Genomic DNA, 25,522 nt, shown 5'->3' with positions numbered 1-25,522 from the left:
CCCGTCTTATTTCTGTGATGTTCGGAATACTCAGCAAGCTGATGAGGCTGGGGCAGAACCACCAGTCCAGGGAGGACGTGGCGAAGGAAGTCGTTGAGGCTCTGGGTAGTCTCCTGGAGCAGACACGAAGGGGCCAGGCCTGACGGCCTGGCCCCTTCGCTGCGGCGCACGTCATTGGGCGCCGGCCTTCCACGCCCTTAGACGGCGCAGCCTCCGTTCCCGATCTGCGTGTCGATGGCATTGATCTTCGTTTGCACTGCTCCCACTTGATCCTGCAAGCTGCGCACCACTGCCTTCTGGACATCGATGGTTTTACTGTTGCTCCCCTTCCTGCCCTGCAGGCCGGCCAGCACACCCTGGGCTTCCACCAGCTGCCGGTCAAGCGCGTTCAGCTGGAGCTGCAGGTCCTTGAGCGCTGATTCCGCCGCGGTGATCTCACCTTCCAGAGCGGTGAGCTGGGCCAGAAGCGGCGTCACCCTGCCCTGCAGCACGAGGATCTCCGCTTCCTTGGACTGGATTTCCGCGTTCTTCAGGGCCAGGTCAGCCACCAGCTTGTCCATGATCGCGTTCAGGCTTTCGATCTCTTTCGTCTTGCCGGAAACCAGGCTCTGCGCTGCATCAACAGCCGCCTGAAGGGCCGGAAGTTCGCCTTTGAGACCGGTGATTTCCAGCTGTTTTGCTCCGACCGCGGATTCCGCTGCAACACGGGCCGCCTCGGCCTCCGCCAAAGCCACCTTCCTTGCCTCCACCACGGACCTCTGGCCGGCAATGGCTTGCTCGGCAGCGGCCACGTTCCCGATGAGTGCCGGCAGCGCCGCTTCCAGGTCCTCCAGAATCTTCTTCTGGGCCGAGAGCTCGCCTGATGCCACAGCGGCTGTGTCCGTAAGCACTGTGAGCTGCTGTTGCAAAGCGTCCAGTTCAGTCTGCTTCCCAGCGACGGCTCTGTTGGCCTGGTCCACGGCGCCCTCAAGCGCGGGAAGTTCGGCCGTCAGCTTCGCGATCTCACCTTCCTTGGCCGTGACGGCCGCATTCGCAATCGTCAGGACCGACTGCAGCGGCACGGACAGCGTCTGCAGCGCGCTGCTTTCCTGCTGCCTGGCCAGCAACTGGCTGTTCAAGGATGACACCTGCGCGTTAAGGGCCGCCAGGTCCCCTTGAAGTCCGGAAATCTCGGCGTCTTTGTCGGTGATCTGCGCGCTGACGGCAGCAAGCAGTGTCAGCTTCTCAGCCCGTTGGGTAATAAGGCCGTTCGCGCTGCCATTGTTCTTGTCTATTTTCGCCGTCAACGCCGCGATCTCTGCGTCAAGGGCGCTCTTGTTGGCCTCCAGCTGGCCCAGCTGGGCCTGGGCCGTTGCCAGCTCATCCTGTATGGCCACTATGGCGGTATTTATGGTGCTGATTCGGCCTTGGAATACCGCTACGTCTGCTTCTGCCGCAGCGATGTGGTCATTGTTGGCTTTCACCGCGGCCGCAGCTGCCGCTGCCTCCGCCTCCAAGGTGACGAGCCGTGCCTCGGCCGCAACAATCTCGGCGGTCTTGGCTGCGAGCGCTGCCGCTGCTGAGCCGGCGGCAGCTTCACGAACCTCCAGATCCGCTTCGACGGCCGCGATCTCAGCTTTCTTATCTGCCACGGCTTTGTCCGCTGCCGCCGCCGTTGCCTCCAGTTCCGCGAGCTTCTGCTCTGCCAGCCGTATGGCCTCCCGCTGCGCCTGCAGGGCTTCCTCAGCGGCTTCGCCTGTTGTCTCCAATGACGTGAGGTCAATTTTGGCTGCGGTCAGTTCGTCCGTTGCGGTGGCTACAGCCGCGACGGCTTCTTGCGCCGTGGTGGTCAGGGTTACTAGATCGTCCTCTGCCGCCTCGATGTGAGCTTCCGTGGCCGCCAGTTCAGAGGCCGCGTTCCCGGCGGCCTGCTGAAGGACAAGAAGCTCGTCGGCGGCGGTATCGATCGCGCGCTGGGCACCGGCCATTTCCGCGGTCAGGGCAGCGGCTTCGGCGCGAAGACCGGCAGCGGCCGCTTCAGCCGCAGCCTGCTGCTCAAGCAGGGGCGCGAGCTCGGCTTCGACCCCAGCCTTGTCGACATGCAGGATGGCCAGGGCCTCCCGGGTGTCTGAAATGGCGGCCAGCGTTGCGGTTTTCTCCCCGTCAAGCCTGGCGATGTCGGCGTCGGCAGTGTTGACGTCTTTCGCCAGCTGCTGTGCCTCCGCCTCGAGGGCCGCCATCTCCGTATTCACTGCAGCCTTCTGCTCCATGAGTGCCGCCTGCTGTGCCGCCAGCCCATCACGTTCAGCCTGCAGCCTGGCAATGACATCGGCGTTCTTTTTGGCCGCGGCTTTCAGCAGGTTTTCCTGGACGGTCCCCCGGTGTGCCAGCTGGTTCACCACGCCATTGCAGATCGATCCGTTGGACGATGTCCCGGCGACGGCCGGCTGCACCAGCACCAAGCTGGTGGCCAGCAGGCCCGGCAGGACAACGGCGGCGGCGAGGCGGCGTGGAACCGACGGCTTTGACGGGGAAGTGCGCATGTGTGCTCCTGAGACCGGTGAGCGGCCCCCATTGGCCGCTGCTAGCCCAACGGTAGGTTGCGGCAGCTGCTAAGCACACGCGTAATCCCACACCTGTCTTTACGCCCCGGGTACTCGCTAAAGGGTGACACCCGGCGGGAGCGCTACTTGGTTCTTGACTCGGCAGAGGGCCCGAATATGACCGCCGCGGTCGCCCGATTAACCGGCGTTACGCCCTGTATCTCCGGGTTTCGGCGGCCTTTGATTCCCTTCGCGGCGCTGGCGGATAGTTGCTGCAACGAGCACACCCGATGCAACCGCTACCTACTTCCCAAGGGGGAATCTTGGCCATCACCAGAACGAAACCCGCCGCCGTCGCGGCCCTGACAGCAGCAGCATTGCTGGGGCTGGCTGCCTGCGCTGATCCGGGCGCGACGGCGGCGACAGCACCGTCGTCGTCGTCCGCCACAGTGGCGGGGAAGCAGTTCAACCTGTCCCCGGAGCAGGACCGCTTCAAGGTCACCGTTGACCCCGCTGCGGCGGCACTGGTCCCGGAGGCCATCAAGGCCGACGGGAAGCTCACCATCGTAAGCACCGGAGGCACTGCTCCGCTGAGCCTTTTCGCGACCGACAACAAGACCCTGATCGGCAGCGAGGTGGACATCGCCTACGCGGTGGGCGAGACGCTTGGCCTGGAGGTCGAAGCGCTTCCCGTGGCCTGGGCTGATTGGCCGCTGGGCGTTGAATCCGGCAAGTATGAGGCCGTGCTGTCCAACGTGACCGTCACCGAGGCCCGCAAGGAAAAGTTCGATTTCGCCACCTACCGCAATGACCTGCTGGGCTTCTACGCAAAGAGCGATTCAAACATCGGCGCAATCAAGGAGGCCAAGGACGTGGCGGGCAAGCGGGTCATCGTTGGCTCCGGCACCAACCAGGAAGCCATCCTGGTGCGCTGGGACGAGGAAAACAAGAAGAATGGCCTGGCGCCGGTCGAGTTCCAGTATTACGACGACGACTCCGCCTCGTCGCTTGCCCTGCAGTCGGGCCGGGCGGACCTGACCTTCGGACCCAACGCGGGCGCCGCCTACAAGGCTGCGCAGGATGGAAAGAGCAAGCAGGTGGGCACGCTCAACGGCGGCTGGCCGCTGACGGCGGAAATCGCTTTCACCACCAAAAAGGACAACGGCCTGGCCGTGGCTGCCCAGGCAGCGTTGAACGAACTGATCGAAAACGGCACCTACGCCAAGATCCTGGACCGCTGGGGCCTGTCATCCGAGGCCATTCAGAAGTCCGAGCTGAACCCGGCAGGCCTGCCCAAGAAGTAAAGGTCCTGCCGACGAAGGAATCCCCGCCGGGCACCAGCCCGGCGGGGATTTTTCGTGCCCAGTTCCGCTGGTGACGTGACCGCCGGAAACTAAGCTGTGATAGAGCGGATCCAGGTCCACGGAAGTATGAAAGGGACGAGCCATGACGGACGGGAAGTATGACATTGACGGCCGCCTGGCGCAGCTGCTGGCCGCAACCGTCCGCTCCGACCCTGATGCAACAATCGAGCTGACTGTCGTCGTTGACGGCACCATCATTTCGGGATCGGTCGCGTCTAGGCAGGCCTGGGAGCGGCGGCAGGATGACCAGATCCGGATCGGCAGCCCGGCCATCGCCGACGCGCTCGCCTCCGTTGCCTCACCCGCGGACGAACAGACATTGAACGATGATCTGTACGTTCATTTTCTTGGCCCCGTGCTCGTTACAGGGGGACGCCAGGTCCGCCTGCAGGCAACCAGGGTCGATCTGCGAAAAGTCTCCGCCTGGAGCATCGGCCGTGTGCCCGCTGATCAGGAATGGCACCGCCCTGCCTACGACTGAAGTCCCGCCGGGAGCGCAGGAACTAAAACGGCGGCGGTTCCGGCGGCTTGCCTGGATCAGGCCCCGGATGGACTTCCACGGGTTCGCTGATGTGGACGCGGCCGAATGGTGATTGCCACTCGAGGTTGCCGGACCCAGGCAACTGCCTGTACTTCCAGGCCCCTATGGACTTGAGCGCGTGGTGTCTTCGGCACAGCATTGCAAGGTTTCCGGCGTCGGTCGTCCCCCCGTCCTGCCACTCAACGGTATGGTCGGGTTCGCAAACAGAGACCGGGCGGGTACAGCCCGGGAACCTGCAGGTGCCGTCACGGCTGTGCAGGTACCGTAGCAATGCCTTCGGCGGACGGTAAGCCGTCCGCCCAACCCCGAGGGCTTTGCCGGTGGTGCAGTCAGTGAAAAGCCGCTGCCAGTTGGGGGCCAGTGCCGCCAACTGTCGGGCGGTGGGACCGTCAATGGGCCCGTAGCCGGCAAGTTCCGCGGAGTCCAGTGTCGCTTCGCTTCCTGTGCCGCCCCCGAGTGCCAGGCCTAGGGGAATGGTCACTACCACCTCGGCCCGGAACACCCCGAACTCTAACTCCCCAGTTCCGCCGAGGAGACGGTGGGCCAGTGCATCCGCCCGGAACTCCGGGAGCGTGCTGGAGCCGGACCGGACACCGTCCCCAACAATGGCGCCTGAGTCACGGCTATGTTCCGCAACCTTGGCCTTGATCAGCCGTGCGTCGTGGTCGAGCCCGTTGTAAATGGCCAGGCCAACCTCTGCAGGAAGGGAGGCGGTGAGGGTGCACATCCCGTCCGGCTCGGGTGAGAACCACACACCGCGTTCGCGGTGGGCGGCTGCTTTCCGGGCCGCGAGGCTCTCTGGGTGGAGCCGCTCACGCAGCCTGCGCAGGCAGCTGCGCAGTTCGACGGCCGTGCGAAGACGGCCGTGGCGGGTCCGCGCCCGTTGCAGGGCCACCCGCGAGAACTTCTCAGCGTGCCCGGCAGGCAGGAAGCGCGCCTGTTCGAGGATGATCCGTGCGTGCCCGTTGGAAATCTTTCCTTCTTCAACCGCTTCAAGAACTTCCCATTGGGACGTGGTCAGTTCTGCGGCTTCATTCAAGGAGCGTGCGGCTGAACCTTCGGAGACGGCGCAGGCGGTAGCCACCTCTGTGACGGCGAGCGCATGGGCCTCGTCCCCGCCAAAACGCACGGGCTGCTCCTCCCGCCTCACCGGGGTCTCTTCGCCAACGGCCTCTTCGACCCGGGCCAGGGCACGCGTTTTCATGGCCGTTCCCCAGGCAATGAGCCGGTCAGCTGATGCGACGAGCCGAAGAGCCTGGTCAGCCGAGAGGAAGGAAGGGAGTGGAAAGCTCACGGTCCCGATCAGAAGCGGATCCCCATCCGCGAAGGCGACAGCAGGAACCCAGGCGTCATCAGCCTCCGGGGCCGTTTGATGCCGCATGCGCTGCCCTCCTCCTGAGACGTCGGGTTTTCCTTATCCGGACGCTTCCAGCCTAGGTGCGGGGTCTGACAAACGCCCTACAGATGCTGCTCCCACACCGTCAGCTGCAGCTGCACAGCCCCAGCGGAAGGCTCGACGACGGCGGCACCCTCCTCGCCGTCGTCGGCCTTTCCACCGCGGTGCCAATTCATCAGGCGCGGACCGTCTCGGCGGAGCGCACGGGCGCCTCCAGCCCCAGGTTCTCCCGCAGGGTGGTGCCCCGGTATTCGGTGGGGTAGACGCCGCGTTCCTGGAGTTCGGGCACCAGGTGGTTCACGATGTCATCCAGCCCCGTTGGAATGAGCCACGGTGAGATGTTGAAACCGTCCACCGCGCCCACGCGGGCGTACTCGGCCAGCTGGTCGGCCACCGCAGCGTAGGAACCCGTGAAGGTGGAGTCCACGCGCGCGGTGCGGGACGTGACGAACTGGCGGATGGAGAGCCCCTTGTCCTTGGCCTCGGCCCGCCACTGGTCCGCCAACTGCCGTGCCTTCGCGCCGTGGAAGCCGCTGCCCCGGGTTTCAGAGGTTTCCTCCACCACGGGATCAATCTCCGGAAGCGGGCCATCGGGATCGTAGTCGGACAGCTCACGGCCCCAGAACTGTTCCAGGTACGCCACCGCCTGCTGCGGACCGATCTGCAGGCTGCGGACCCACTCCTTCTTCTCCGCCGCCTCTTCGGCGGTGGGAGCCAGGATGAATTCGCTGGCCGGCATGATCTGCACCGCGTTGGCCCCGCGGCCGGCAGCCAGCGAGCGCGCCACGAGGTCCTGGCGGAACTCGACGGCGTCATCGAACTTGGGGTGGGCGGAGAAGATCACATCGGCCTGCCGGGCTGCGAAATCACGGCCTTCCGGGGAGTCGCCGGCCTGGAACAGCACCGGCCGGTACTGTGCGCTCCGCGGCAGGCGGGGGGTGACATCCACGGTGTAGTGCTGCCCCTCATGGAGCACCCGGCGGGCAGGACCGTTCGGGGTCTCCCAGGAGTCCCAAATCCGCTTTGCCGTCTCCACGAACGCTTCGGCGTGCTTGTACCGGTCTGCGTGGTCCAGGTAGCCGCCGCGGCGGAAGTTCGCCCCGGTCCAGGCGTTGTCCGTGGTGACGATATTCCATGCCGCCCGGCCGCCGGAGATCAGGTCCAGCGAGGCGAGCCGGTGGGCCAGATCCGCGGGATCGTTGTACGTGGTGTTCTGGGTGGCCACCAGACCGATGTTGTTGGTGACCGAAGCCAGCGCCGCAAGCATGGTCTGGGCGTCCGGCCTGCCAACCACGTCCAGCGCGTGCGGCCGCCCGAGGTGTTCCCGCAAGCGGAGCCCTTCACCCAGGAAGAACGCGGCGAACAACCCCCGCTCGGCGGTCTGGGCGATGCGGCGGAACGATTCGAAGTCGGTCTGCGAGCCGGATTCCGTGGCCTTCCAGATGGTTCCCGAGTTGACCCCCTGGAAGAAAATGCCGAACTGCAGCTTCCCTGTCGGCGTGAAAACATTGAATGTAGCACGGCTGTGCTGCGTCATGGTTTTTCCCTTACTTTCCGGTGCCGGCAGCGGCGGATGCATAGCGGTTGGCCGGACGCCCGAGGCCCAGCAGGTCGCGGAAGGTACCGTCCTGGACGGGAGAACGGAGGGCACCGCGCCGCCTCAGTTCAGGCAGGACCAGCCGGGCCAGTTCTCCGAGGTCCACCGCGAGCGACGCCGGGTGGAGCCGCACGCCGTCGGCCTCCGCGAGCAGCGGCGCCAGGAGGTCAACGAGGGCTGCCGCCGGGCCGGCGTACCTGGCCCGGCCGCTGTCGGCGCCGGCCCCGCGGTCCCCCGCAGCCTGCCCCCGGGCATCCAGGACGACGTCGAGCTCGGCAACCACCGCCACCGAAGCTCCAACGCGGGTGCGGACGTCGCGGACCTCGGCGGCCAGCAGTTCAGGGGTCGGCGCGTTCACCAGCACACCGTCCACGGCGTCCGCTGAAACCCCGCCCAGCAGGGACGCCGGAACCAGCACCGGCAGCTGCCCCTGGAGCGGCCTGGGAATAATGGATGGGCCCTTGACCGAATAGGCCGCGCCCGCGAAATCCGCCGGGGTTTCAAAGTCGGCGTAGTGCAGCTTGTCCACATCGATGTAGCGGCCGGTGGCGACGTCACGGATCACCGCATCGTCCTCCCACGAGTCCCACAAACGCCGGGACACCTCGATGGAGGCAGCGGCTTCCTGGCCGAGCGCAGCGCCGCTCACAAAGTCGCGTCCGACGGCGGCAGCGGCTTCGGGTGATTCCCCTGCGGTAGCGATCCATCCGGCGCGTCCGCCCGCCACGTAGTCCAGGCTCGCGAGCTGCGTGGAAACGTGGAACGGCTCGGTGTAGACCGTATCCACCTCCGGCACCAGGGCGATGGTCCGCGTGATGGGGCCGGCGTAGGCCGCACGCTGCAGGGCGTTGGCACGCCCGGGTGCAGGTTCATCGGTAAAGGTGGCCACATGGAACCCGGCGGATTCCGCGGCAAGCACGGCTTCGGTGAGGCTGCCGAAACCGGCACCGTCCCACCCGGCGCCGTCGAGTTCGATCGCCAGGAACCCGGCGCGGGCTGATTCGTTGGGGCTCACTTCGGGTCCTGACGTTCGTAGGGGATCTTCTCGCCGGCTTCGATGGCCACGGGCAGCCGGTTTTCGGCCGGCGGCAGCGGGCAGGTGGCCAGGTCCGTGTAGGCGCAGGGCAGGTTAATGGCCCGGTTGAAGTCCAGCTCCACCGAACCGTCCGCGGCCGGCACCACGGAGAGCGAACGGTTGGCTGCGTAGGTGGTTTTGCCGGAGGTCTGGTCCGTAAACAGGACGGCCAGCGAACCGGGTGCGTGGCCGTTGAACGCCGTCAGCGCCAGTTCCCGGCCTGCCAGTTTGAAACGGATTTCACCCGGGGCCTCGTAGACATGCCGGATGCCTTCGACGGCGGCCCCCACCGTGGTGGGCCGCGGCGCCTCGAAGGGCACAAAGGTCCCGCGGACGGCGTAGGCAGCGTCCGGCGAGTAGGCGGGGGTGCCCTGGTATTCGCGGAGCAGTGCGTTCTCCGGGTTCCGCGGCCGCACAATGTACTCGCCGCCGCGCTTTGCCACCTCAATGACCGTATCGCCGGACGCCAGGTTGATCCCGCCGCGCTCCTCGATGGAGCCCAGCTCAATGGTGGCACCGGAGCCGGTGTTCAACTCCTGCCCGTCCCGCTGCAGGCTTTCGCCTGCCTCCAGGACGATGCGGACGGCGTCGTCCACTGCACTCCACGTGCCCGGAACACCGTCCAGACGCCTGGCGGAGGAGTCCAGCCAGTGCAGGTGCGTGACGGCGAGGAAGCCGTGCGGGTGGGCGCGGTGGCGTTCGTGGGCGGTGTGCCATTCCTGCCAGTCGGCGTCGAAGGACTCGAGGGCGGTTTCAGTGTGCGTAGACAAAGTGGCTCCTTGTGGTGCTGGTGCGGGCGGATTCGGGGCGGTTGCCGTAAGGATCTTCGGCTTCCCAGAGCGTGGTGGGCGCGGCCGCCCGGACAGCGGGGATGACCTCCAGCGCGAACCGCTCCAGGATCTCCAGCTGCTGTTCGAACGGCAGCGTGGTGGGCAGCGAGATGGACTGCAGGTCGTGGCCGTACAGCGAGTGGTAGCTGAGGATTTTGTCGATCACCTGCTCCGGGCTGCCCACCAGCGCGGGGCCCTCGGCCACCGCGTGCTGGATGTCGCGGAAGGGTGAGTTGTTGCCCGGCACATTGCGGTTCGCCGTCAGGGCTTCATACACCGGCCCGAACTGCCGGATGGCCTCCTTGGTGGTGTCCGCGATGAACACCCCGCCGGCACCGCTGCCCGAACCCACGTACTGCTGCCGGGGATCGTGGCCGTGCCGCTCATACTCCGCCCGGTAATGCTCGATCAGCACCTGGTAGTTCTCCCGGGGCTGGATGGCGTTCGCCGTGAACAGCGGGTCACCCCATTTGCCGGCAAGGGCGGCGGACGTAAGCGTTGTAGCAGAGCCGTGCCAAATCCTGGGCGGACCGTCAAAGGGGCGCGGCGTAGTGGTGGTTCGTTCCGTCAGCGGCGGACGGAAGCGCCCGGACCAGGTGACGCCTTCCTCGCGCCACAACCGGCGCAGCAGCTCATACTTTTCGGCCAGCAGGTCCCACTGGTCAGCAAGGTCCAGCCCGAACAACGGGTATTGCAGCACCTCGTTGCCCTTGCCGATCACCAGTTCCAGCCGGCCGCGGCTGAGCTGGTCGATGGTGGCGTAATCCTCGGCCACGCGCACCGGGTCCAGCACCGACAGCACGGTGACGCCGCTCTGCAGCCGGATCCGGTCCGTCACGGCGGCGATTGCTGCCAGCACCGTGGTGGGCGAGGAGGAGATAAACTCCCCGGCGTGGCGCTCCCCTACGGAGAAGCTGTCGAACCCCAGTTCCTCGGCCCGCCGCGCGGTTTCCACCACCTGGTTGAGGCGGTCCGCTGTGGAGACGATCTCCCCGGTCACCGGGTTTTTCAGGTGCGGGATGATGTCCAGGACCTGGAACTTCATGAGGTCTTCCCGGAAGGAGCGGCACTGGCTGTAGCCTGGGCGGCCGCGAAGGTCTCCTCGGTGATGGTCTTCGACTCCGGCAGCGCCTCCTCGGACAGGCCCCAGCGCTCCAGCACCTCTGCGTACGAACCGTCCTCAATTGCCGAGTTCAGGGCCTCGGTGATGACCGGGGCCAGTCCGTTGCCGCGAAGGGTTGTGGCTGCCACCAGGGTTTCCGAGGGCCAGCCGGCGTTGACCTTGCCCACCACCTTCAGGTCGTCCCGGGTGTTTTCCCGGTACACCGTGGACGGGTAGGGGGCGATGTTCAGGTCTGTCCGCCCCGATGAGAGAGCCAGGATGGTGTCGGCGTCGGACGAGTAGTACTGCAGGGTGGCGGGCGCCTTGCCCTTGGCCTCGAGTTCCTTGTTCCACGCGAGAAGGATCTTCTCCTGGTTGGTGCCGGACCCTACGGATACCTTCAGCCCGGAGATGTCATCCGCGCCCTTGATGTCATAGCTGGCGGACTTCTTCGCCTCGAAACCCATAAAGGCGGCGCGGTAGCTGGCAAAGTCGAAGAGCTTCACGCGGTCCTTGTTCACACCCACGTTGGAGAACACAGCCTCGAAGTCGCCGGACTGGGTCTTCAGCGGCCAGTTTTCCCAGGAGGTGACCTGGACATCCAGCTCCAGGCCCAGCTTGTCCGCCACCAGTTGCGCGAGGTCCAGCTCGGATCCGATCGGCGTCTTGTCGTCCGTGGCGTGGAAGGACAGCGGAATGGAACCGGCTGTGGTGGCGATGGTGAGCTTGCCGTCCTTGCCAATGAGTTCGGGGACCTTGGCGGCGAGCGCCGGATCCTTCTCCGCCCGGATGCGCTGCTGGTCCGGGGACGCGTTGTAGACCACGCCGTTGCGTGCCGCCGTCGTCTCAGCTCCGCCCGTGGCAGAGCCCGCAGCTGTTGCACCGGGATCGGCGCAGGCAGACAGCGCGGCTGTTCCGAGGAGTACGACGGCGGGCAGCGCCGCCAGGGTGCGCCTGTTGCGGAAGCGTGGGGTGCGGATGCCGGCAGGTGAAGAGAATGACATGGGAAGTCCTTAGATGTTGAAAGCCGGTTCGAGCACCTTGGAGAAGAAGCTCCTGGTGCGCGGTTCCTGGGGGTTGGTGAAAATCTCCTGCGGGGTGCCCTGCTCCACGATCTGGCCCTGGTCCATGAACACCACGGTGTCCGCCACGTCCCGGGCAAAGCCCATCTCGTGGGTGACGATGATCAGGGTGGTGCCGGAGGTGGCGAGCTCCCGGATAACGTCGAGCACCTCATTGACCAGTTCAGGATCCAGCGCCGAGGTGGGCTCGTCGAAGAGCAGGATCTTGGGATCCAGTGCCAGGGCCCGTGCGATCGCCACGCGCTGTTGCTGGCCGCCGGACAGCTGCCGCGGGTAGGCATCCGCGCGGTCCTTCAGGCCCACGCGGTCCAGCAGCTCCAGGCCACGGCGCTTTGCCTCTTCCTTGGAGGGGCGTGCTTTTCCGGGACGCTGCGCCACGACGGGCGCTTCGGCCACGTTCTCCAAAGCGGTGAGGTGCGGGAACAGGTTGAAGTTCTGGAACACCATGCCGATCTCGGTCCGCTGCTTGAGGATGTCCTTCTCGCGCAGCTCATGGAGCCGCCCGCCCCGGACTTCGTAGCCCACCAATGTGCCGTCGATTGAGATGTGGCCGCCGTCCACCTTTTCCAGGTGGTTGATAGTGCGCAGCAGGGTGGACTTTCCCGAGCCGGACGGGCCGACGATCACGGCCACGCCGCCCGGCTCAACCGTGAGGCTGACGCCTTTGAGGACCTCGGTGGCCCCGAAGGACTTGCGCACGCCGGTGATTTCCACCAGGCCGCGGGTGGCTGTAGCAGCTGTAACGGTCATCAGAGGCTCCTGGTCCGGTTGGCCACTGCGTGGGTGGCGAAGAATTTACGGGCTTTCTGCAAGGGGGTCAGCGGCAGGTTCCGCACCGCACCCTTGGAGTAGTGCCGTTCGATGTAGTACTGGAAGACGCTGAGGACCGAGGTGATCACCACGTACCAGAGCGTTGCCACCAGGAGCAGCGGGAGGACCTGCTGCGTGCGGTTGTAGATGACCTGCACTGTGTAGAACAGCTCGGAGTAGGCCAGGACGTAGACGATCGATGTGCCCTTGACCAGGCCGATGATCTCGTTGAAGGCGGTGGGCAGGATGGCCCGCATCGCCTGCGGCAACACAATCCGGGTGGACCGCCGCCAGGCCGGGATGCCCAGGGCCGCCGCGGCCTCCAGCTGCCCCTGGTCCACAGAGAGGATTCCGCCGCGGATGATCTCGGCCGAGTAGGCCGCCTGGTTCAGGGTCAGGCCCAGGACGGCGGCCGCGAACTGGCTGATCAGCGTGGTGGTCTGGACCTCGAAGAACCTCACGTCGGTGAAGGGGATGCCCAGGCTGATCTTTTCGTAGAGGTAGCCCAGGTTGTACCAAAGGAGCATCTGGACCAGCAGCGGCGTGGACCGGAAGATCCAGGAGAACGTCCAGGACACCGAGACCAGCAGCGGTGAGGCGGACAGCCGCATGAGCGCCAGGATGAAGCCCAGGACGAACCCGAGCAGGCCCGAGATGGCTGTCAGCTTCAGCGTTTCCAGCAAGCCGTTGATCACGGACTGCGCGGTGAACCACTGCGCCACCACGCCCCATTCCCAGCGCGGGTTCGTGGCCAGGGACCAGGCCACCGCCAGGACACCAAGCGCGACGGCGGCAGTCCCCACCCAGCGCCAGGGATGCCTGGCTGCCACCACCGGGTAGCCGGAGTAGTCCGTGGCGGCCCGGGCAGGTGGCGCAGGCTGCGGAGCCGCGCCTGCCGTCTGTGCCGGCTGTGATTGTGCTGACTGCGCCACCTTCGTTGCTGCTGAACTCATGCGCCACCTCGCTTCTCGGATCGGGTTGGAGCCACCGCCCCGGTACCGGTCCTGGCTGGCCCGGTTGCTGGCTGCAAATCTAGGACCGGCCGGAAGAGGCCAGCAAGGCGCCAGGTTGCATATCGTCACGGGACTTAGTGCGGCGTCATGAGTCGGTTTTTTGCGTCGCTTGACGCGCTGTGACGCGGAGTTAACGGGCGTGACCAGGCGCTCGACCGCCGTCGTCACCGCTGCCTAGCATGGGCACTCCGGCGGCCCTTCCAAGGCCGCCGCATCCCCGTCCGCCCCGCACCGCCGTCAGGAGTCCCATGCCAGCGAACATTCCGGCCGTCGTCTTCATTGGGGGCGGCCCCCGGGCGGCCGGCGTGCTGGAGCGGATTGCCGCCAACCGGCCGGAGATCTTCGCCGGCGCCCTGCAGATCCACGTGGTGGAGCCGTACGTTCCAGGATCCGGCCGCATCTGGCGGTACGACCAGCATCCCGGGCTGCTGCTGAACTCGACGGCGGCCGACGTCACCATGTTCACGGACGCGTCCGTCGCCTGTGATGGTCCCCCGGCGTCCGGCCCCGGACTGGCGGAATGGGCGGACGGCGTATTGGACGGATCCATTACCGACGTTCCGGACTTCCCCCGGCAGCTGCGGGACCAGCTTCACTCCCTCACGGGCTCCTCGTTCCCCACCCGCCAACTTCAAAGCCAGTACCTCGAATGGTTCTTCCGCCGCGCTGCCCGGTCCCTCGGCAAGAGCGTGACCGTGCACCGGACCACGGCGGTGGACATCGCCCCGCTCGGCGGCGGCGCGCGTGCCGTGGAACTGGCCAACGGGCGGACTTTGCATGCCGACATCCTGGTCACCGCGCTGGGCCACACCGACTCCCGCCCGGACGCCGCCTCCGCCGGCTGGTCCCGCTTCGCCGCCCGCCACGGCGGGTTCCATGCGGCGCCCAGCTACACCACCGACGTCGACTATTCAGCCATCGCCCCCGGGCAGGACGTGATCGTCGCCGGCATGGGACTCGCGTTCGTCGACCTGCTGGTCCTCCTGATGGAGGGCCGCGGCGGGCGCTTCGAGGAAACGCCCGACGGCGGGCTGCGCTACCTTGCGTCCGGCAGGGAACCCCGGCTGTGGGCAGGGTCGCGGCGCGGGGTGCCGTACCACTCCAAGATTTCGTCTGCCCTCCGCGGCCAGGCACCCGGTCCGCTGCTGTTCTTCACCGCAGACGCCGTCGAGGCCCTGCTCCGGCGGCACGGCGAACTGGATTTCCGAAGCCACCTCTGGCCGCTGATCGCCAAGGAAGCCGGCTACGGCTACTACCGGGAGCTGCTGATCGGCAGCCCGGAGCGGGCCGCCATGGGCTGGGAAGAGTTCGCCTCGCGCTACTCCGGCCTGGACTGGTACAGCTCCGCGCGCACCGAACTCGTGGCTGCCGCCGTCCCGGATGCCGGCCTGCATCTCGACCTCGAGCGGCTGGACCGGCCCTTTGACGGGCGCCGCTTCGCCGGCCTCGGGGAAGTACAGTCCGCCGTGGCAGGGTACATCGGAGAGGACCTCGCGCTGCGGGACAGCCCGGACCATCCGGAGACCCTGGCACTCTTCCTGGCCCTGCTGCACGTTTACATGGAACTGGGGCGCGTGGTGCCTGCGGAACGGCTCAATGCACGGTCCCAGCAGACCGTCCACGGCTGGTGGCACGGGTTCTTCAGCTTTGTCGACTCCGGCCCGCCGCCCCACCGCCTGCGCCAGATGCTGGCCCTGCACCGTGCCGGGCTGCTCCAGTTCGTGGGTCCCGGCCTCGAAGTGACGGCCGACGAGGCCACCGGGCTGTTCCGGGCCACGTCCCCGCACCATCCCGCCGCCATCACGGCCAGCGCCTTCATCGAGGCCCGGCTGCCGTCCACGTCGGTCACCCGGTCGCTCAATCCCGTGCTCGCGTCCCTGCATGGCAGCGGGCTGGGCACGGAGCAGCAGCTGCTCACGGCCGACGGCATCCACTCCACCGGCAAACTGCTGGTTTCCGCCCGGCACCAGCTGGTGGATGCCGCCGGAACCCCGCAGCAAACCGTGTTCGGCATCGGGCCAGGAACGTCAGGCTGGGGTGCGGGAGCGTTTGCCCGGCCCAATACCAACGCGGCACCGTTCCGGGAGAACGATGCCCTGGCCCGGACCATCCTCACCGTTGCCCGCAGCCTGTCCGCCGAAACCTCCGCCACAATAACTCCAGAACCAGCCGCCGTCGGAAAGTACTGAACCCGTGACCGCAGAACCCGAACTCAAGCGCAGGCCCCTTGACCCCGCAGCCCTGGCCGTCCTGAACCTGCCCATGCACGATCCCCGCGTCCGGCCGCTGCTGGACGAACTCGCCGTCGAATACGACACCCGCTACGGCGACCTTTTTGGCCGGGGCGCTGCCGCAGAGGAGCTGAACCGCTACCCAGCCGCCGAATTCGAGGAGCCCCGCGGTGCGCTCCTGGTGATCCAGGAAAACGGTGAATCCATCGCCGGCGGGGCTTTCCGCCGGTATGACGCCGCCACGGCGGAACTGAAGCGGATCTGGACGCACTCCGCACACCGCCGTCGGGGCCTTGCCCGCCTGGTGCTCGCCGAACTGGAGGCCCTGGCTGGCCGCCGCGGATACACCCGGCTCTACCTCACCACCGGCCCGCGGCAGCCCGAGGCCAAGCACCTCTACCTCACCACCGGCTATGAGCCGCAGTTCGACCTGGCCGCCGACCCCGAGACCATCGGCCCGCTGGCGTTCACCAAGGAACTTCCGGCCGCGCAGAACTGACCGGCGGAGTGCCGCCGCGCAGGCACCGGGCGCCGCTAAGCTGGCGCCATGGCCAACAAAACCACAGCAGAGAAGCTTGCCACCATCCAGAAGGGCTACGCGCTGGACGGTGCCACCATCGAACTGGGGGCCGCCATCATCGACGGCGAACTCCACAAGAACGCGCCGGTGCGGCTGCCGCTGGCCATGATGAACCGGCACGGCCTGGTGGCCGGTGCCACCGGTACCGGCAAAACCGTCACGCTGCACATGATGGCCGAGCAGCTCTCCACCGCCGGCGTCCCCGTCTTCCTGGCGGACATCAAAGGTGACCTCTCCGGGCTGGCCACCGCCGCTACCGGCAGCGCTAAGCTCACCGCCCGCACCGAGGGCATTGGACAGGCCTGGCAGGGGAAGACGTTCCCGGTGGAGTTCCTGGCCCTGGGCGGCGACGGTAACGGGGTCCCCGTGCGGGCCACGGTATCGTCCTTCGGGCCCATCCTCCTCTCGCGGATCATGGAACTGAACGACACGCAGGAATCCAGCCTGCAGCTGGTGTTCTACTTCGCGGACAAGAACGGCCTGGAACTCATCGACCTCAAGGACCTCCGGGCCGTAATCCAGTTCCTGACCTCCGCCAAAGGCAAGGACCAGCTGGAGGAGCTGGGCGGGCTGTCCAAGGCAACCGCCGGTGTCATCCTCCGCGAGCTCGTGAACCTCGAGGCGCAGGGGCTGGAAAAGTTCTTCGGCGAACCCGAGTTTGATACCGCGGAGCTGCTGCGGACCGCGCCGGACGGCCGCGGCGTCGTCACCTGCCTCGAGTTGCCCACGCTCCAGACCAAACCGATGCTGTTCTCCACGTTCCTCATGTGGCTGCTCGCCGATCTCTTTGAGGACCTCCCGGAAGCAGGGGACCTGGACAAGCCGAAGCTCGTGTTCTTCCTCGACGAGGCCCACCTGCTTTTCAACGGTGCGTCCAAGGCGTTCCTGGAAGCCATCACCACCACCGTCCGGCTCATCCGGTCCAAGGGCGTGGGCATCTTCTTCGTCACCCAGACTCCCAAGGACGTCCCCGCCGACGTCCTTGGCCAGCTGGCCAACCGCGTGCAGCACGCCCTGCGCGCCTTCACCCCGGAGGACGCCAAGGCGCTCAAGGCCACCGTGTCCACCTTCCCGGTCAGCGACTACGACCTGGAGGAAACCCTGACCTCCGCAGGGATCGGCGAGGCCGTGGTGACGGTCATGAACGACAGGGGCGCGCCCACTCCTGTGGCACTCACCCGGCTGCGGGCGCCCGAGTCGGTCATGGGACCCAGCGATGACGCCCTGGTCCGGAGCACGGTGGCCGGCTCGGCACTCCTGCCCAAGTACGGAACCGCGGTGGATAACCATTCCGCCTACGAGAAGCTGACCGGCAAGGCTGCCGCACCCACCGGTTCCGCGGTGCCGGGCGGGCCGCCGGTTCCGGGTTCCGGCGACGCTGCGGACGTGGACGCCGAGGCCCGCCGGATTGAGGAGGAGATCCTGGGCCAGCCCAGCAGCAGGCCGGCTCCCGGCCGGAACACTGTTCCCCGCACGCCGGCCGGGGCGCCCCGGTCTTCGCGGCCGGAGTCGGGCGGCGGGATGATGGACGACCTTGGCGGCGCGCTCGGTGGCGCCTTGGGCGGCGGCCTGAAGAGCATGGCCCGGTCCATCGGCACCCAGCTGGGCCGTGAACTGCTGCGGGGCGTGTTCGGCACGTCGTCCCGGCGGCGCCGCCGCTGACCCGGGCCGTTCCGAAGGGGCCGCGGACGCCAGTTCCGGCTGCCGTCGTCGGGCCTTAACACCGTGCTTCTCCCCCACAAAGGGTAGACGCCGACTTCAGTGCGCGTTCGCACTAACGTTAGTGTAAGGAACGTGCAGATGAGTCAAGCGTTGGTGAGGATAGCGGCCGGATGGCTGCTGGGCCTCATGCTTGCCGTGGCCGGAGCCATTGTTGCCGTGAACCTGGTGAACAAGACGGTGGCGAGTCCGCAGCAGCCGGTGCGTGAGTATCTGGACGCGCTGCAAAGCGGCGACGGCGGGAAGGCGCTGGGATTGTTGCGCGCCACTGTACCGCCCAGCAATGCCGCCATGCTCGACGGAACAGGGCTGCAGACCGCCGCGTCCCGCCTGGCCAACGTGGAGATCGGTGAACCGGAGGAGCGTTCCGGCAACCAGGTCATGGTGCCCATGGAATACACCATCGACGGCAGCCGGCTCCGCACGGAGTTCATGCTGCAGAAGACCGGCACCGAATGGATCTTCTTCAACACCTGGGCGTTCGTCCCGTCACGGCTGCCCACGGTGGACGTCACGGTGGTCAACGGCAGCGAGGCCAACGTCAACGGCGTGCCGGTGAACATGCCCAACGGCAGGAACTCCTTCGCGGTGTTCTATCCGGGTGAGTACGAGGCAGCCCTCAACGGCCAGTACTTCTCGGCCCCCGCAACCCGCGCGACAGTCACCGCCCGGGACGTCCCCGTGGCGCCGCTCAACCTGCTGACCCAGGCTACTGCCAGCCTCAAGAAGGACGTGGCGGACAAGGTCAAGGAGTTCCTGGACGGCTGCGCGGCGGAAGCGGTCAAGGAGCAGAAGCTCCAGCCGGACTGCCCGTTCTACTACGCCAGCAACAACAGGGTCCAGGACGGCACCATCAAGTGGACCGTCACGGAGTACCCAAACGTTGCCATCGAACCCTTTGACGGACGGTGGGTGGTGGCACCCCTGGACGGCAAGGCCAAGGTGGAAGCGCTGCAGCAGAACTCCTTCACCGGGATCTGGTACCCGCTGGAGGAAGAGGTGGACTTCAGCTTCACCACCCGCCTGGACGTCTCCGGCGGCGCGGTCAGGGTCACCCCGGTGCTGAGCTTTTAGGCCGCGCACGCCGCTCTGGCCCGGTTTTGGTGCCTGGCCCCTATTGGTAGCCGCGGCTACGGGCCCGATGAGGTTGATAGCTGGGCCGGTCCGGCTGCGGCCACCGCAAGGAACCCCGTGCCAGAACCTCCCGGACCTGCGCCAGAACAGAGTCGGGCGCGTGAACTACATCGTCGTAGAAGAACCTCAGCACGGGTAGACCCTGCAGTATTGCCGAGTTGTCCCTGCGCCTGTCCTTCTTGAATTGCCGTGCCTCCAGGTGGAAAGCGATGCCGTCAATTTCCACAATCAGGAATCCTTCCAGGAGAAAGTCCACGCGCCCAATTCCGTCAATCCATACCTGGGTGGCGGTGTTAATACCAGCGTCCCTGAACAGCACTCTGGCCAGGGACTCAAGGAGGGAGTCGGCGCCGCGTTCAACCTTGGACACCACGTTCCGCGCCTTGCCGCACCGGTTCCCGGGAAGGTGGCGGAGAAGGAATGCCAGATCGATGTCACCCCGGTTGTAGGCACACTCGACCATGACCAGGGATTCGAGTTCCGGTAGGCACAGCAGTGCGTGCAGAAGGACATCCGGAAGGGCGGCAAGTGTCCCGTGACTGGGAGACTGCGTCAGTGGAAGCCTATGACTGACACAGCCGGCGGGCTTCCGTCCGTTACTTTGCCAGTAGTGTGGCTGAACGGGGGGACGAAGCCGCCAGAGGCTGAATGCCGGTGCGGCGGACACACATGTGACGAGCCACGGGCACGCCCTGCGGCCACTGACGCGGGATCAGCGTCCGCAACCGCCAAGAGCCCCCGCTCGAGGCGGACCACGTCGCCACTCCGAACCGCCTGGCGAAGGCGGGCTTCCGTGGCACCGGCAGTCAGCACGTCCCGCGTCAGCAGCACTCCGCCAGCCGACCTGAGAATCTCCGCTGGGTTCATAAGGCCACAGTGACGGCCGCGACGGTCTGCCGGCAGCCCCACGACGGGGCTATGTGGATAAACCAGCCGCCTGACCTGCTAACGAACTGGCCCGCTTTTGGCAGCAGCGAAGACAAAAATGGCCTCAGGGGGTTGAAAGCCGGGCCATTTCAGCGGACGACGGCGGCGCGTCAGTCCATGCCGCGGAGGTCCAGTACCAGCTCGGTGTCTCCGTCGGCCTGCAGCAGCACGGGGATGCCCCAGTCCTGCTGGTAGAGGTGGCAGGCGGCGTGATCGGGGATCTCGCCGTCCTCGGTCTCCGGCCCGTCGCAGGCGGCCGCGCGCGCGGTGATGTGCAGGATGCCTTCCGGAACGTCCTGGGACAGCTCAAGGGTCCGGAGAAGCCCCACCGATGTTCCGCCGCCGGATACCAGCAGCTCCGGGGGTGTAGAGGAGATCTTCAGCTGCGTGGGATCGCCCCATCGGTCATCCAGCTTCTGCCCGGTGGGGGCGGTGAAGCGGACGGTCAGCTCCAGCGGGCCGGGGGCCACTGGGCTCTTGGGCCGGTGCGTCTGGGATGCGCCCTCGTCCACTTGCTGTGCTTCCTTGGGGATGGGGACGTACACCAGCTGGTGCTGGTTCGCCTCAACCACCACCAGCAGCGGCTCGGAGCCGGCTGCCTTGGTGTGGTCCACAATCACGTCGGAGGGTTCGGCGAGGCCGCGGGCCAGCGTGGAGACGGTCTTGGTGGCGGGGTCGTAACGGCGGACCGCGCCGTTGTAGGTGTCGGCGATAGCCACTGAGCCGTCCGGCAGGACCGTCACCCCCAGCGGGTGCTGCAGGCGTGCCTCCTCGGCGGCGCCGTCCCGGAAGCCGAAGTCGAACAGACCCTTGCCGACGGCGGTTTCCACGGTGATGGCGCCGTCGTCGTCAATGGCCAGCTTGCGGAGGGCAGACGTTTCAGAGTCGGCCACCCAGATACTGCCGTCGGCGTCCTCGGCCAGGCCCGAGGACTGGGCGAACCAGGCCTCGTGGGCAGGTCCGTCCAGCAGTCCTTCGAGGCCGTTGCCGGCAATAATGTCCACTTCACCGGACACGGGGTCGAAGCTGAAGATCTGGTGGGTCCCGGCCATGGCCACCACCACGGCGTTAAGCTTGCGCGACCAGACCAAGTCCCAGGGCGAGCTCAGCGAGACTTCCAGGGGGTGGTCGCTGAGGCGGCCCGTGAACCCGGCAGCGTCCTCGTCCACCCGCGCGGGGCCGGTTTCGAGCAAACGCTGGACGCCGTTGCCGGCCAGGGTGGAGGCCTTGCCGTCTGTCAGCGACAGCCCGCGAAGGCGGTGGTTGACGGAGTCGGCAATAACGACGTCGTAGCCCACCTTGGCTGCCACGTCTTCCGGCAGCAGGACCAGGCCCTGGGGTTCGTTGAACTGTGCGGTCGCGGTGTCGCCGGCGGCCGGACCGTCGGCGTAGCCCTTGGTGCCCGAGCCGAAGGTGGCCAGGACGGTCTGGAAGTCGGTGCCGAGCTCCACGAGGCGGTGGTGGCCGGTGTCGGTGACCAGCCATGAACCCTGCGTTGCGGCACCTGCTGCCGCGCCGCCGTCGGACGCTTCATCTGCGCCGGAACCACGGCCTGCGGGAAGGAAGAGCGCCTTGCCCGGGAACCGCAGGGTGCCGGACGTCGGCTCGGGCGCCACGTACGGGCCGGAGCCGCGGTGCAGGGTGCCCTTGGCCTCGTGTTCGGCGATGAGCTCGGGGATCAGCACGGCCAGGCCGTCCGCGTGGCCCTCCCCGGAGAGGTGCGCCACGATGTAGCCCTCCGGGTCGATGACCACCAGCGTGGGCCAGGCACGGGCGGTGTACGCCTTCCAGGTCTCCAGCTCCGGATCGTCCAGGACCGGGTGGTGGATCTCGTAGCGCTCCACAGCGGCGGCCAGCGCCACCGGGTCCGCCTCGTGCTCGAACTTGGGCGAGTGGACGCCCACGGTGACCAGGACGTCCGAGTACTCTTCCTCCAGTGGGCGCAACTCGTCCAGGACGTGCAGGCAGTTGATGCAGCAGAAGGTCCAGAAGTCCAGCAGCACGATCTTGCCCCGCAAGGCTTCGAGGTCGAGGGTCTTGCCGCCGGTGTTCAACCAGTTACGGCCCACCAGTTCGGAGGCTCGGACCCGGTGGTGGGTGCGTACGGTTTCGCTCATCAGCGTCCTTCCAGCTTGTTGCGGTCAGCCAGCTTGGCATCGCGTTCGGCCAATTTGGCAAACATATCGTTGTAAGCGGTGAGATCGGCGTCGTTATTCCTGTCGGCCGCCCGATCCACCCGTTTGGTTTCCCGCGCATCGGACCGGGACCACATGATGGCGACGCCGATCGCCACCAGGAGGGTGGGCACCTCGCCGATGCCCCAGGCCACTGCGCCGCCGGTCTGCTGGTCCATCAGTGCGGACTGTCCCCAGTCCCGGCCCAGGTTGCCGAAGTAGTCGGCGGCCAGGAGGTTGGTGCCGCCCATGATCGCCACGCCGAAGAACGCGTGGAAGCCCATGGTGGCCAGGAGCAGGAGCAGCCGCATGGGGTACGGCGCCCGGCGCGGCAGCGGGTCCGAACCGATCATGCTCAGCACGAAGATGTAGCCCGTGAGCAGGAAGTGCACGATCATCAGCTCATGGCCCACATGCTCGCGCATCGCGAACCCGAACAGGTCGGAGTAATAGAACAGCACAATGGAGCCGGCAAAGTTGGCGGCCGCGAACAGCGGATGGGTAACCACCTGGGAGAACTTTGAGTGCACGAAGACCAGGATCCACTCCCGGGCTCCGCGTGAACCGTCGCCGCGGGGTTGCAGGGCGCGCAGGGCGAGCGTGACCGGGGCGCCGAGCACCAGGAAGATGGGGGCCACCATGGTCAGCGCCATGTGGTCCACCATGTGCGCGGAGAACAGGACGCGGCCATAGACCGACGGCGGCCCGGACGTGATGTAGGTCAGCACCAGAAGGCCGATCACCCAGTTCACGGACCGGAACCACTGCCACGTGTCGCCCCGGCGATAGACCTTTGCCACCCCGAGGAAGTAGGACACCAGCCCGAACAGGGCCACGGCAATCCAAAGCCAGTCCAGGCGCCATTCCGTCAGCCAGCGCTCCGGCGTCAGTTCGGGGGGCAGTTCGTAACCGGTCAGGATGAAGGCCGGCGACGCGTCCGGCGCATAGGTTGTGGGCTCCGGCGGGGCCGAACGCCCCAGGGCGACGGCCACGCCGGAGGTCAGGCCCATCACCAGGAGTTCGGCCAGGACCAGCTGCCACAGCACGCGCCGCGAGGACATTGTGGAGCCCTTGCGGCCCAGCTGCGGGATGACCCATTGGCGGTGCATGAAGCCGATCCCGCCCAGGACCAGGGTGGCTGCGGATTTGGCCAGGATCAGTTGACCGTAGGCGGAGCCGAAGAGGTCTCCCCAGTTGGTGATCCGGATGCTGGCATTGATGACTCCGGACGCGAACACCAGGACAAAGGCGAAGCCGGCCAGGGAGGAGAACCGGCGGAGGGTGGATTCTGTGATGTCACCGGCTGCCCCTGCCTTGGAACCGGTGAGGATGCCGGAGAGCAGGGCCAGCAGGATGATCCCGCCCACCCAGGTGCTGACGCCCACCAGGTGCAGGCCGAGGGAGTTGATGGCACCCTCGTGGTCTGACGAGCTTGAGGAGTGGCCAATCAGCGCCGTGGGGACCAGCCCAATGAACGCCAGGACCAGGGTCAGCGCCAGCCCGCCGAGGGACCGGACGCCGAACAGCGCTGTGGTGACTACGGCGGCGATGATGGTGACGGCCAGCCAGGCGCGCCCCGTCTCGATATCCGTCATGAAATACACCAGGGCCTGCGTGAACTCGGCGTCCCCCGAGAGCGACTGCCCGGCAACGTCCGCGTACGTCAGTACCAGGACGGCGATTGCGGACAGGGTCCAGGTTGCGCCGGCGGCGGCTGCCACAGCCAGAGCACGGCTGAAGGCGGGGTGCTCGGGGCCGCCGTCGGCTTCGGACGCTTCCCTGGCCCTGCTGCGGGGCGCCAGGCTCCTGGGCAGGATTCCGACGGCAAAGATCAGGCCGCCGATGACCGTTGCCAGGGAAATGTTGTGGATGGCCTTGCTGGCAGGCAGGCCCCAACGCACTAGGGCCCCGGGGTCAGCGACGCCCCGGGTTGCCGCAGCACCGGAGAAGATGAGGGCAGCAACAAGGCCAAGGAATACTGCGGCCAGTCCGGCAAGCTGCCAGGGGCGTGAGATGCCGGAGGCGCCGCTGTCCTGCCCCTGCGCTCCCTTGCCGGGAGCGGACTGGGGGTTTGTGGAACGGGGTTTTGCGGCAGAAGACACCATTCCATTGTCCGCTACGCCTGCCCGGGCCGCGAATCGGCCTTAAAAGCAAAAGGAGCGGCAACCTCCCGGTCACCGCTCCTTTTCCACGCCGGCTCTGGGCCGGGGAGGAAGAAGCTTACTTCTTGTTGGAAACCGCAGCCTTGAGCTTGGAACCGGCGGTCAGTTTGACGCTGTGGCCTGCTGCGATCTGGATGGTCTCACCCGTCTGCGGGTTGCGGCCGGTGCGTGCTGCACGGTCGGTACGCTCGACGGCGAGCCAGCCCGGGATGGTGATCTTCTCGCCCGCGGCGACAGAAGTCTCGAAAACCTCGAACAGTGCGTCGAGGACGGAGTTGACGGCTGCCTGGCTGGTGCCGGCCTTGCCCGCTACCTCTGCAACAAGTTCACTACGGTTCTTAGCCATTTATGTCCTCCTGGACGGTCATCTTTATGGAGCCTGCACGCGGCATGCGCACAAGCCACTGTTCGAAAACTTACCAGCTTGGGCGGTCGAGGTCCGCAAATTCCGCGTGTTTCCGCCACTTTTTGAGGTTAATCACCGGATTTTGGGGGGTTTTCAGCCCCGATTGTGCCCTCAGCGGACGCTCTCTCACCTAATGCAGGTTCCCGGGCGACGCTCTATCAGCTGTTGCGGGTTCCCGGGCAACGCCGCATCACTTGTCCTGGGTTCGCTGTGGACGGCCTATCACCCGGGCGGATTGTCCGACGGCGGGACGGTGCCTTGGTGCCTTGCCGCGTGACCCGGGGTGGGTTGCTCTGTCAGTTGTGGTTGCTATCCGGGGTTTTTGGGTGCGTTATTTGATAGGGCATCCCGGGGCGGTGGTGTTTAAATGCGGGAGGCCCCAACCATTGCTGGTTGGGGCCTCGACCTTAATGGTTGTCCGGCGGTGACCTACTCTCCCACACCCTCCCGGGTGCAGTACCATCGGCGCTGTGGGTCTTAGCTTCCGGGTTCGGAATGGGACCGGGCGTTTCCCCCACGCTATGACCGCCGTAACCCTTGCTCCACACCCCCGCGGGGGTGGGAAAACCTGGTGGTTACAACATTCGTGCTCGTGTTAGAGCTGTGGTGTTGTTATTCAATTTGGTGTTCCCTGCAACAAACGGGTTTGTTGTTTGGGAACCACATAGTGGACGCAAGCAGTCTTGTGTATCTTTTTACCCAACCCGGGTGCAAACGCTTTTGAAGTTCGTTTGCGGGGTGGGTGTGTGGTGTAAGTTGTTGGCCTATTAGTACCGGTCAGCTTCACGAGTCGTTAGTCCTCGCTTCCACATCCGGCCTATCAACCCAGTGGTCTGGCTGGGGGCCTCTCACACACG

Annotated in this window: 20 protein-coding genes and 1 rRNA gene; 6 read left to right on the top strand and 15 right to left on the bottom strand. The window is 66.4% G+C overall.

Annotation, left to right across the window (positions count from 1 at the left end; translation table 11 throughout):
• Positions 1-197: 197 nt before the first annotated feature.
• Positions 198-2,522 carry a chromosome segregation ATPase gene (locus DXK94_RS01500; RefSeq protein WP_115523528.1) on the bottom strand — a complete coding sequence of 775 codons (2,325 nt, stop codon included), beginning with the start codon at positions 2,520-2,522 and terminating at the stop codon, positions 198-200.
• A 323-nt stretch (positions 2,523-2,845) separates the two neighbouring features.
• Here DXK94_RS01500 and DXK94_RS01495 point away from each other — a divergent pair, with 323 nt between their 5' ends.
• Entirely contained in the window at positions 2,846-3,826 is a 981-nt protein-coding gene (locus tag DXK94_RS01495; protein ID WP_258868396.1) for an ABC transporter substrate-binding protein, read from the top strand.
• A 142-nt stretch (positions 3,827-3,968) separates the two neighbouring features.
• Positions 3,969-4,367, top strand: a complete 399-nt coding sequence (locus DXK94_RS01490) for a hypothetical protein (RefSeq protein WP_115523526.1) — start codon at positions 3,969-3,971, stop codon at positions 4,365-4,367.
• A 22-nt stretch (positions 4,368-4,389) separates the two neighbouring features.
• Here DXK94_RS01490 and DXK94_RS01485 read toward each other — a convergent pair whose 3' ends face one another.
• The 8 genes from DXK94_RS01485 to DXK94_RS01450 all read right to left on the bottom strand — a co-directional run bounded on the left by DXK94_RS01485 (position 4,390) and on the right by DXK94_RS01450 (position 13,272).
• The gene (locus DXK94_RS01485) at positions 4,390-5,808 is read right to left on the bottom strand and encodes an HNH endonuclease signature motif containing protein (protein WP_115523525.1); all 1,419 of its coding nucleotides are present in this window, start codon (positions 5,806-5,808) and stop codon (positions 4,390-4,392) included.
• Positions 5,809-5,998: 190 nt separating this feature from the next.
• A complete protein-coding gene (locus tag DXK94_RS01480) occupies positions 5,999-7,360 on the bottom strand; it encodes an NtaA/DmoA family FMN-dependent monooxygenase (protein ID WP_115523524.1) in 1,362 nt (453 codons plus the stop codon).
• Between the two features lie 10 nt (positions 7,361-7,370).
• Complete coding sequence (locus DXK94_RS01475; protein ID WP_115523523.1) at positions 7,371-8,435, bottom strand: LLM class flavin-dependent oxidoreductase; 1,065 nt, start codon at positions 8,433-8,435, stop codon at positions 7,371-7,373.
• Positions 8,432-9,265, bottom strand: a complete 834-nt coding sequence (locus tag DXK94_RS01470) for a DUF1684 domain-containing protein (RefSeq protein ID WP_115523522.1) — start codon at positions 9,263-9,265, stop codon at positions 8,432-8,434. Before DXK94_RS01470 ends, DXK94_RS01475 begins: the two co-directional genes overlap by 4 nt.
• The gene (locus tag DXK94_RS01465; protein ID WP_115523521.1) at positions 9,249-10,370 is read right to left on the bottom strand and encodes an LLM class flavin-dependent oxidoreductase; all 1,122 of its coding nucleotides are present in this window, start codon (positions 10,368-10,370) and stop codon (positions 9,249-9,251) included. The genes DXK94_RS01470 and DXK94_RS01465 overlap by 17 nt, the downstream gene beginning before the upstream one ends.
• Positions 10,367-11,431: an ABC transporter substrate-binding protein gene (locus DXK94_RS01460; protein WP_115523520.1), complete on the bottom strand. Its 1,065-nt coding sequence runs from the start codon at positions 11,429-11,431 to the stop codon at positions 10,367-10,369. The genes DXK94_RS01465 and DXK94_RS01460 overlap by 4 nt, the downstream gene beginning before the upstream one ends.
• Before the next feature lie 9 nt (positions 11,432-11,440).
• Positions 11,441-12,259 carry an amino acid ABC transporter ATP-binding protein gene (locus tag DXK94_RS01455; RefSeq protein ID WP_115523519.1) on the bottom strand — a complete coding sequence of 273 codons (819 nt, stop codon included), beginning with the start codon at positions 12,257-12,259 and terminating at the stop codon, positions 11,441-11,443.
• The gene (locus tag DXK94_RS01450; protein ID WP_115523518.1) at positions 12,259-13,272 is read right to left on the bottom strand and encodes an amino acid ABC transporter permease; all 1,014 of its coding nucleotides are present in this window, start codon (positions 13,270-13,272) and stop codon (positions 12,259-12,261) included. Before DXK94_RS01450 ends, DXK94_RS01455 begins: the two co-directional genes overlap by 1 nt.
• A 308-nt stretch (positions 13,273-13,580) precedes the next feature.
• Between DXK94_RS01450 and DXK94_RS01445 the strand changes: the two genes are divergently transcribed.
• From DXK94_RS01445 to DXK94_RS01430, 4 genes are all read left to right on the top strand, one after another.
• Entirely contained in the window at positions 13,581-15,521 is a 1,941-nt protein-coding gene (locus DXK94_RS01445) for an FAD/NAD(P)-binding domain-containing protein (protein WP_115523517.1), read from the top strand.
• A gap of 4 nt (positions 15,522-15,525) precedes the next feature.
• Entirely contained in the window at positions 15,526-16,062 is a 537-nt protein-coding gene (locus tag DXK94_RS01440) for a GNAT family N-acetyltransferase (RefSeq protein WP_115523516.1), read from the top strand.
• Between the two features lie 48 nt (positions 16,063-16,110).
• Positions 16,111-17,805, top strand: coding sequence for a helicase HerA-like domain-containing protein (locus DXK94_RS01435; protein ID WP_115523515.1), 1,695 nt, complete (start codon positions 16,111-16,113; stop codon positions 17,803-17,805).
• Positions 17,806-17,943: 138 nt separating this feature from the next.
• Positions 17,944-18,936 carry a hypothetical protein gene (locus DXK94_RS01430; RefSeq protein WP_181884709.1) on the top strand — a complete coding sequence of 331 codons (993 nt, stop codon included), beginning with the start codon at positions 17,944-17,946 and terminating at the stop codon, positions 18,934-18,936.
• A 40-nt stretch (positions 18,937-18,976) separates the two neighbouring features.
• On the opposite strand, the gene DXK94_RS21590 is transcribed toward DXK94_RS01430, so the two are convergent.
• The 6 genes from DXK94_RS21590 to rrf all read right to left on the bottom strand — a co-directional run bounded on the left by DXK94_RS21590 (position 18,977) and on the right by rrf (position 25,198).
• Positions 18,977-19,459, bottom strand: a complete 483-nt coding sequence (locus DXK94_RS21590; protein ID WP_258868395.1) for an endonuclease domain-containing protein — start codon at positions 19,457-19,459, stop codon at positions 18,977-18,979.
• 89 nt (positions 19,460-19,548) lie between these two features.
• Complete coding sequence (locus tag DXK94_RS21585; RefSeq protein WP_258868394.1) at positions 19,549-19,863, bottom strand: type IV toxin-antitoxin system AbiEi family antitoxin domain-containing protein; 315 nt, start codon at positions 19,861-19,863, stop codon at positions 19,549-19,551.
• Positions 19,864-20,033: 170 nt separating this feature from the next.
• Positions 20,034-22,040 carry an NHL domain-containing thioredoxin family protein gene (locus DXK94_RS01420; RefSeq protein ID WP_115523513.1) on the bottom strand — a complete coding sequence of 669 codons (2,007 nt, stop codon included), beginning with the start codon at positions 22,038-22,040 and terminating at the stop codon, positions 20,034-20,036.
• Positions 22,040-24,202 (bottom strand): cytochrome c oxidase assembly protein, encoded by a 2,163-nt coding sequence (locus DXK94_RS01415; RefSeq protein WP_115523512.1) that lies wholly within the window; start codon positions 24,200-24,202, stop codon positions 22,040-22,042. Before DXK94_RS01415 ends, DXK94_RS01420 begins: the two co-directional genes overlap by 1 nt.
• 115 nt (positions 24,203-24,317) lie before the next feature.
• Positions 24,318-24,605 (bottom strand): HU family DNA-binding protein, encoded by a 288-nt coding sequence (locus DXK94_RS01410; protein WP_009358243.1) that lies wholly within the window; start codon positions 24,603-24,605, stop codon positions 24,318-24,320.
• 476 nt (positions 24,606-25,081) lie between these two features.
• Positions 25,082-25,198, bottom strand: a 5S ribosomal RNA gene (gene rrf, locus DXK94_RS01405).
• Positions 25,199-25,522: the final 324 nt, after the last annotated feature.

The sequence above is a fragment of the Arthrobacter sp. RT-1 genome (assembly GCF_003367205.1).
Classification (GTDB): domain Bacteria; phylum Actinomycetota; class Actinomycetes; order Actinomycetales; family Micrococcaceae; genus Arthrobacter.
Note: the sequence above shows the minus strand (reverse complement) of the source record. Positions and strands in the feature narration are given on the sequence as shown.

Excerpts from the sequence above, each read along its gene's own strand:
- DXK94_RS21590 (WP_258868395.1), bottom strand. The coding sequence starts at position 19,459 with ATGGTCGAGTGTGCCTACAACCGGGGTGACATCGATCTGGCATTCCTT.
- DXK94_RS01450 (WP_115523518.1), bottom strand. The coding sequence starts at position 13,272 with ATGAGTTCAGCAGCAACGAAGGTGGCGCAGTCAGCACAATCACAGCCG.
- DXK94_RS01500 (WP_115523528.1), bottom strand. The coding sequence starts at position 2,522 with ATGCGCACTTCCCCGTCAAAGCCGTCGGTTCCACGCCGCCTCGCCGCC.
- DXK94_RS01480 (WP_115523524.1), bottom strand. The coding sequence starts at position 7,360 with ATGACGCAGCACAGCCGTGCTACATTCAATGTTTTCACGCCGACAGGG.
- DXK94_RS01445 (WP_115523517.1), top strand. The coding sequence starts at position 13,581 with ATGCCAGCGAACATTCCGGCCGTCGTCTTCATTGGGGGCGGCCCCCGG.
- DXK94_RS01460 (WP_115523520.1), bottom strand. The coding sequence starts at position 11,431 with ATGTCATTCTCTTCACCTGCCGGCATCCGCACCCCACGCTTCCGCAAC.
- DXK94_RS01455 (WP_115523519.1), bottom strand. The coding sequence starts at position 12,259 with ATGACCGTTACAGCTGCTACAGCCACCCGCGGCCTGGTGGAAATCACC.
- DXK94_RS01430 (WP_181884709.1), top strand. The coding sequence starts at position 17,944 with ATGAGTCAAGCGTTGGTGAGGATAGCGGCCGGATGGCTGCTGGGCCTC.
- DXK94_RS01485 (WP_115523525.1), bottom strand. The coding sequence starts at position 5,808 with ATGCGGCATCAAACGGCCCCGGAGGCTGATGACGCCTGGGTTCCTGCT.
- DXK94_RS01410 (WP_009358243.1), bottom strand. The coding sequence starts at position 24,605 with ATGGCTAAGAACCGTAGTGAACTTGTTGCAGAGGTAGCGGGCAAGGCC.
- DXK94_RS01415 (WP_115523512.1), bottom strand. The coding sequence starts at position 24,202 with ATGGTGTCTTCTGCCGCAAAACCCCGTTCCACAAACCCCCAGTCCGCT.
- DXK94_RS21585 (WP_258868394.1), bottom strand. The coding sequence starts at position 19,863 with ATGAACCCAGCGGAGATTCTCAGGTCGGCTGGCGGAGTGCTGCTGACG.
- DXK94_RS01435 (WP_115523515.1), top strand. The coding sequence starts at position 16,111 with ATGGCCAACAAAACCACAGCAGAGAAGCTTGCCACCATCCAGAAGGGC.
- DXK94_RS01420 (WP_115523513.1), bottom strand. The coding sequence starts at position 22,040 with ATGAGCGAAACCGTACGCACCCACCACCGGGTCCGAGCCTCCGAACTG.
- DXK94_RS01465 (WP_115523521.1), bottom strand. The coding sequence starts at position 10,370 with ATGAAGTTCCAGGTCCTGGACATCATCCCGCACCTGAAAAACCCGGTG.
- DXK94_RS01490 (WP_115523526.1), top strand. The coding sequence starts at position 3,969 with ATGACGGACGGGAAGTATGACATTGACGGCCGCCTGGCGCAGCTGCTG.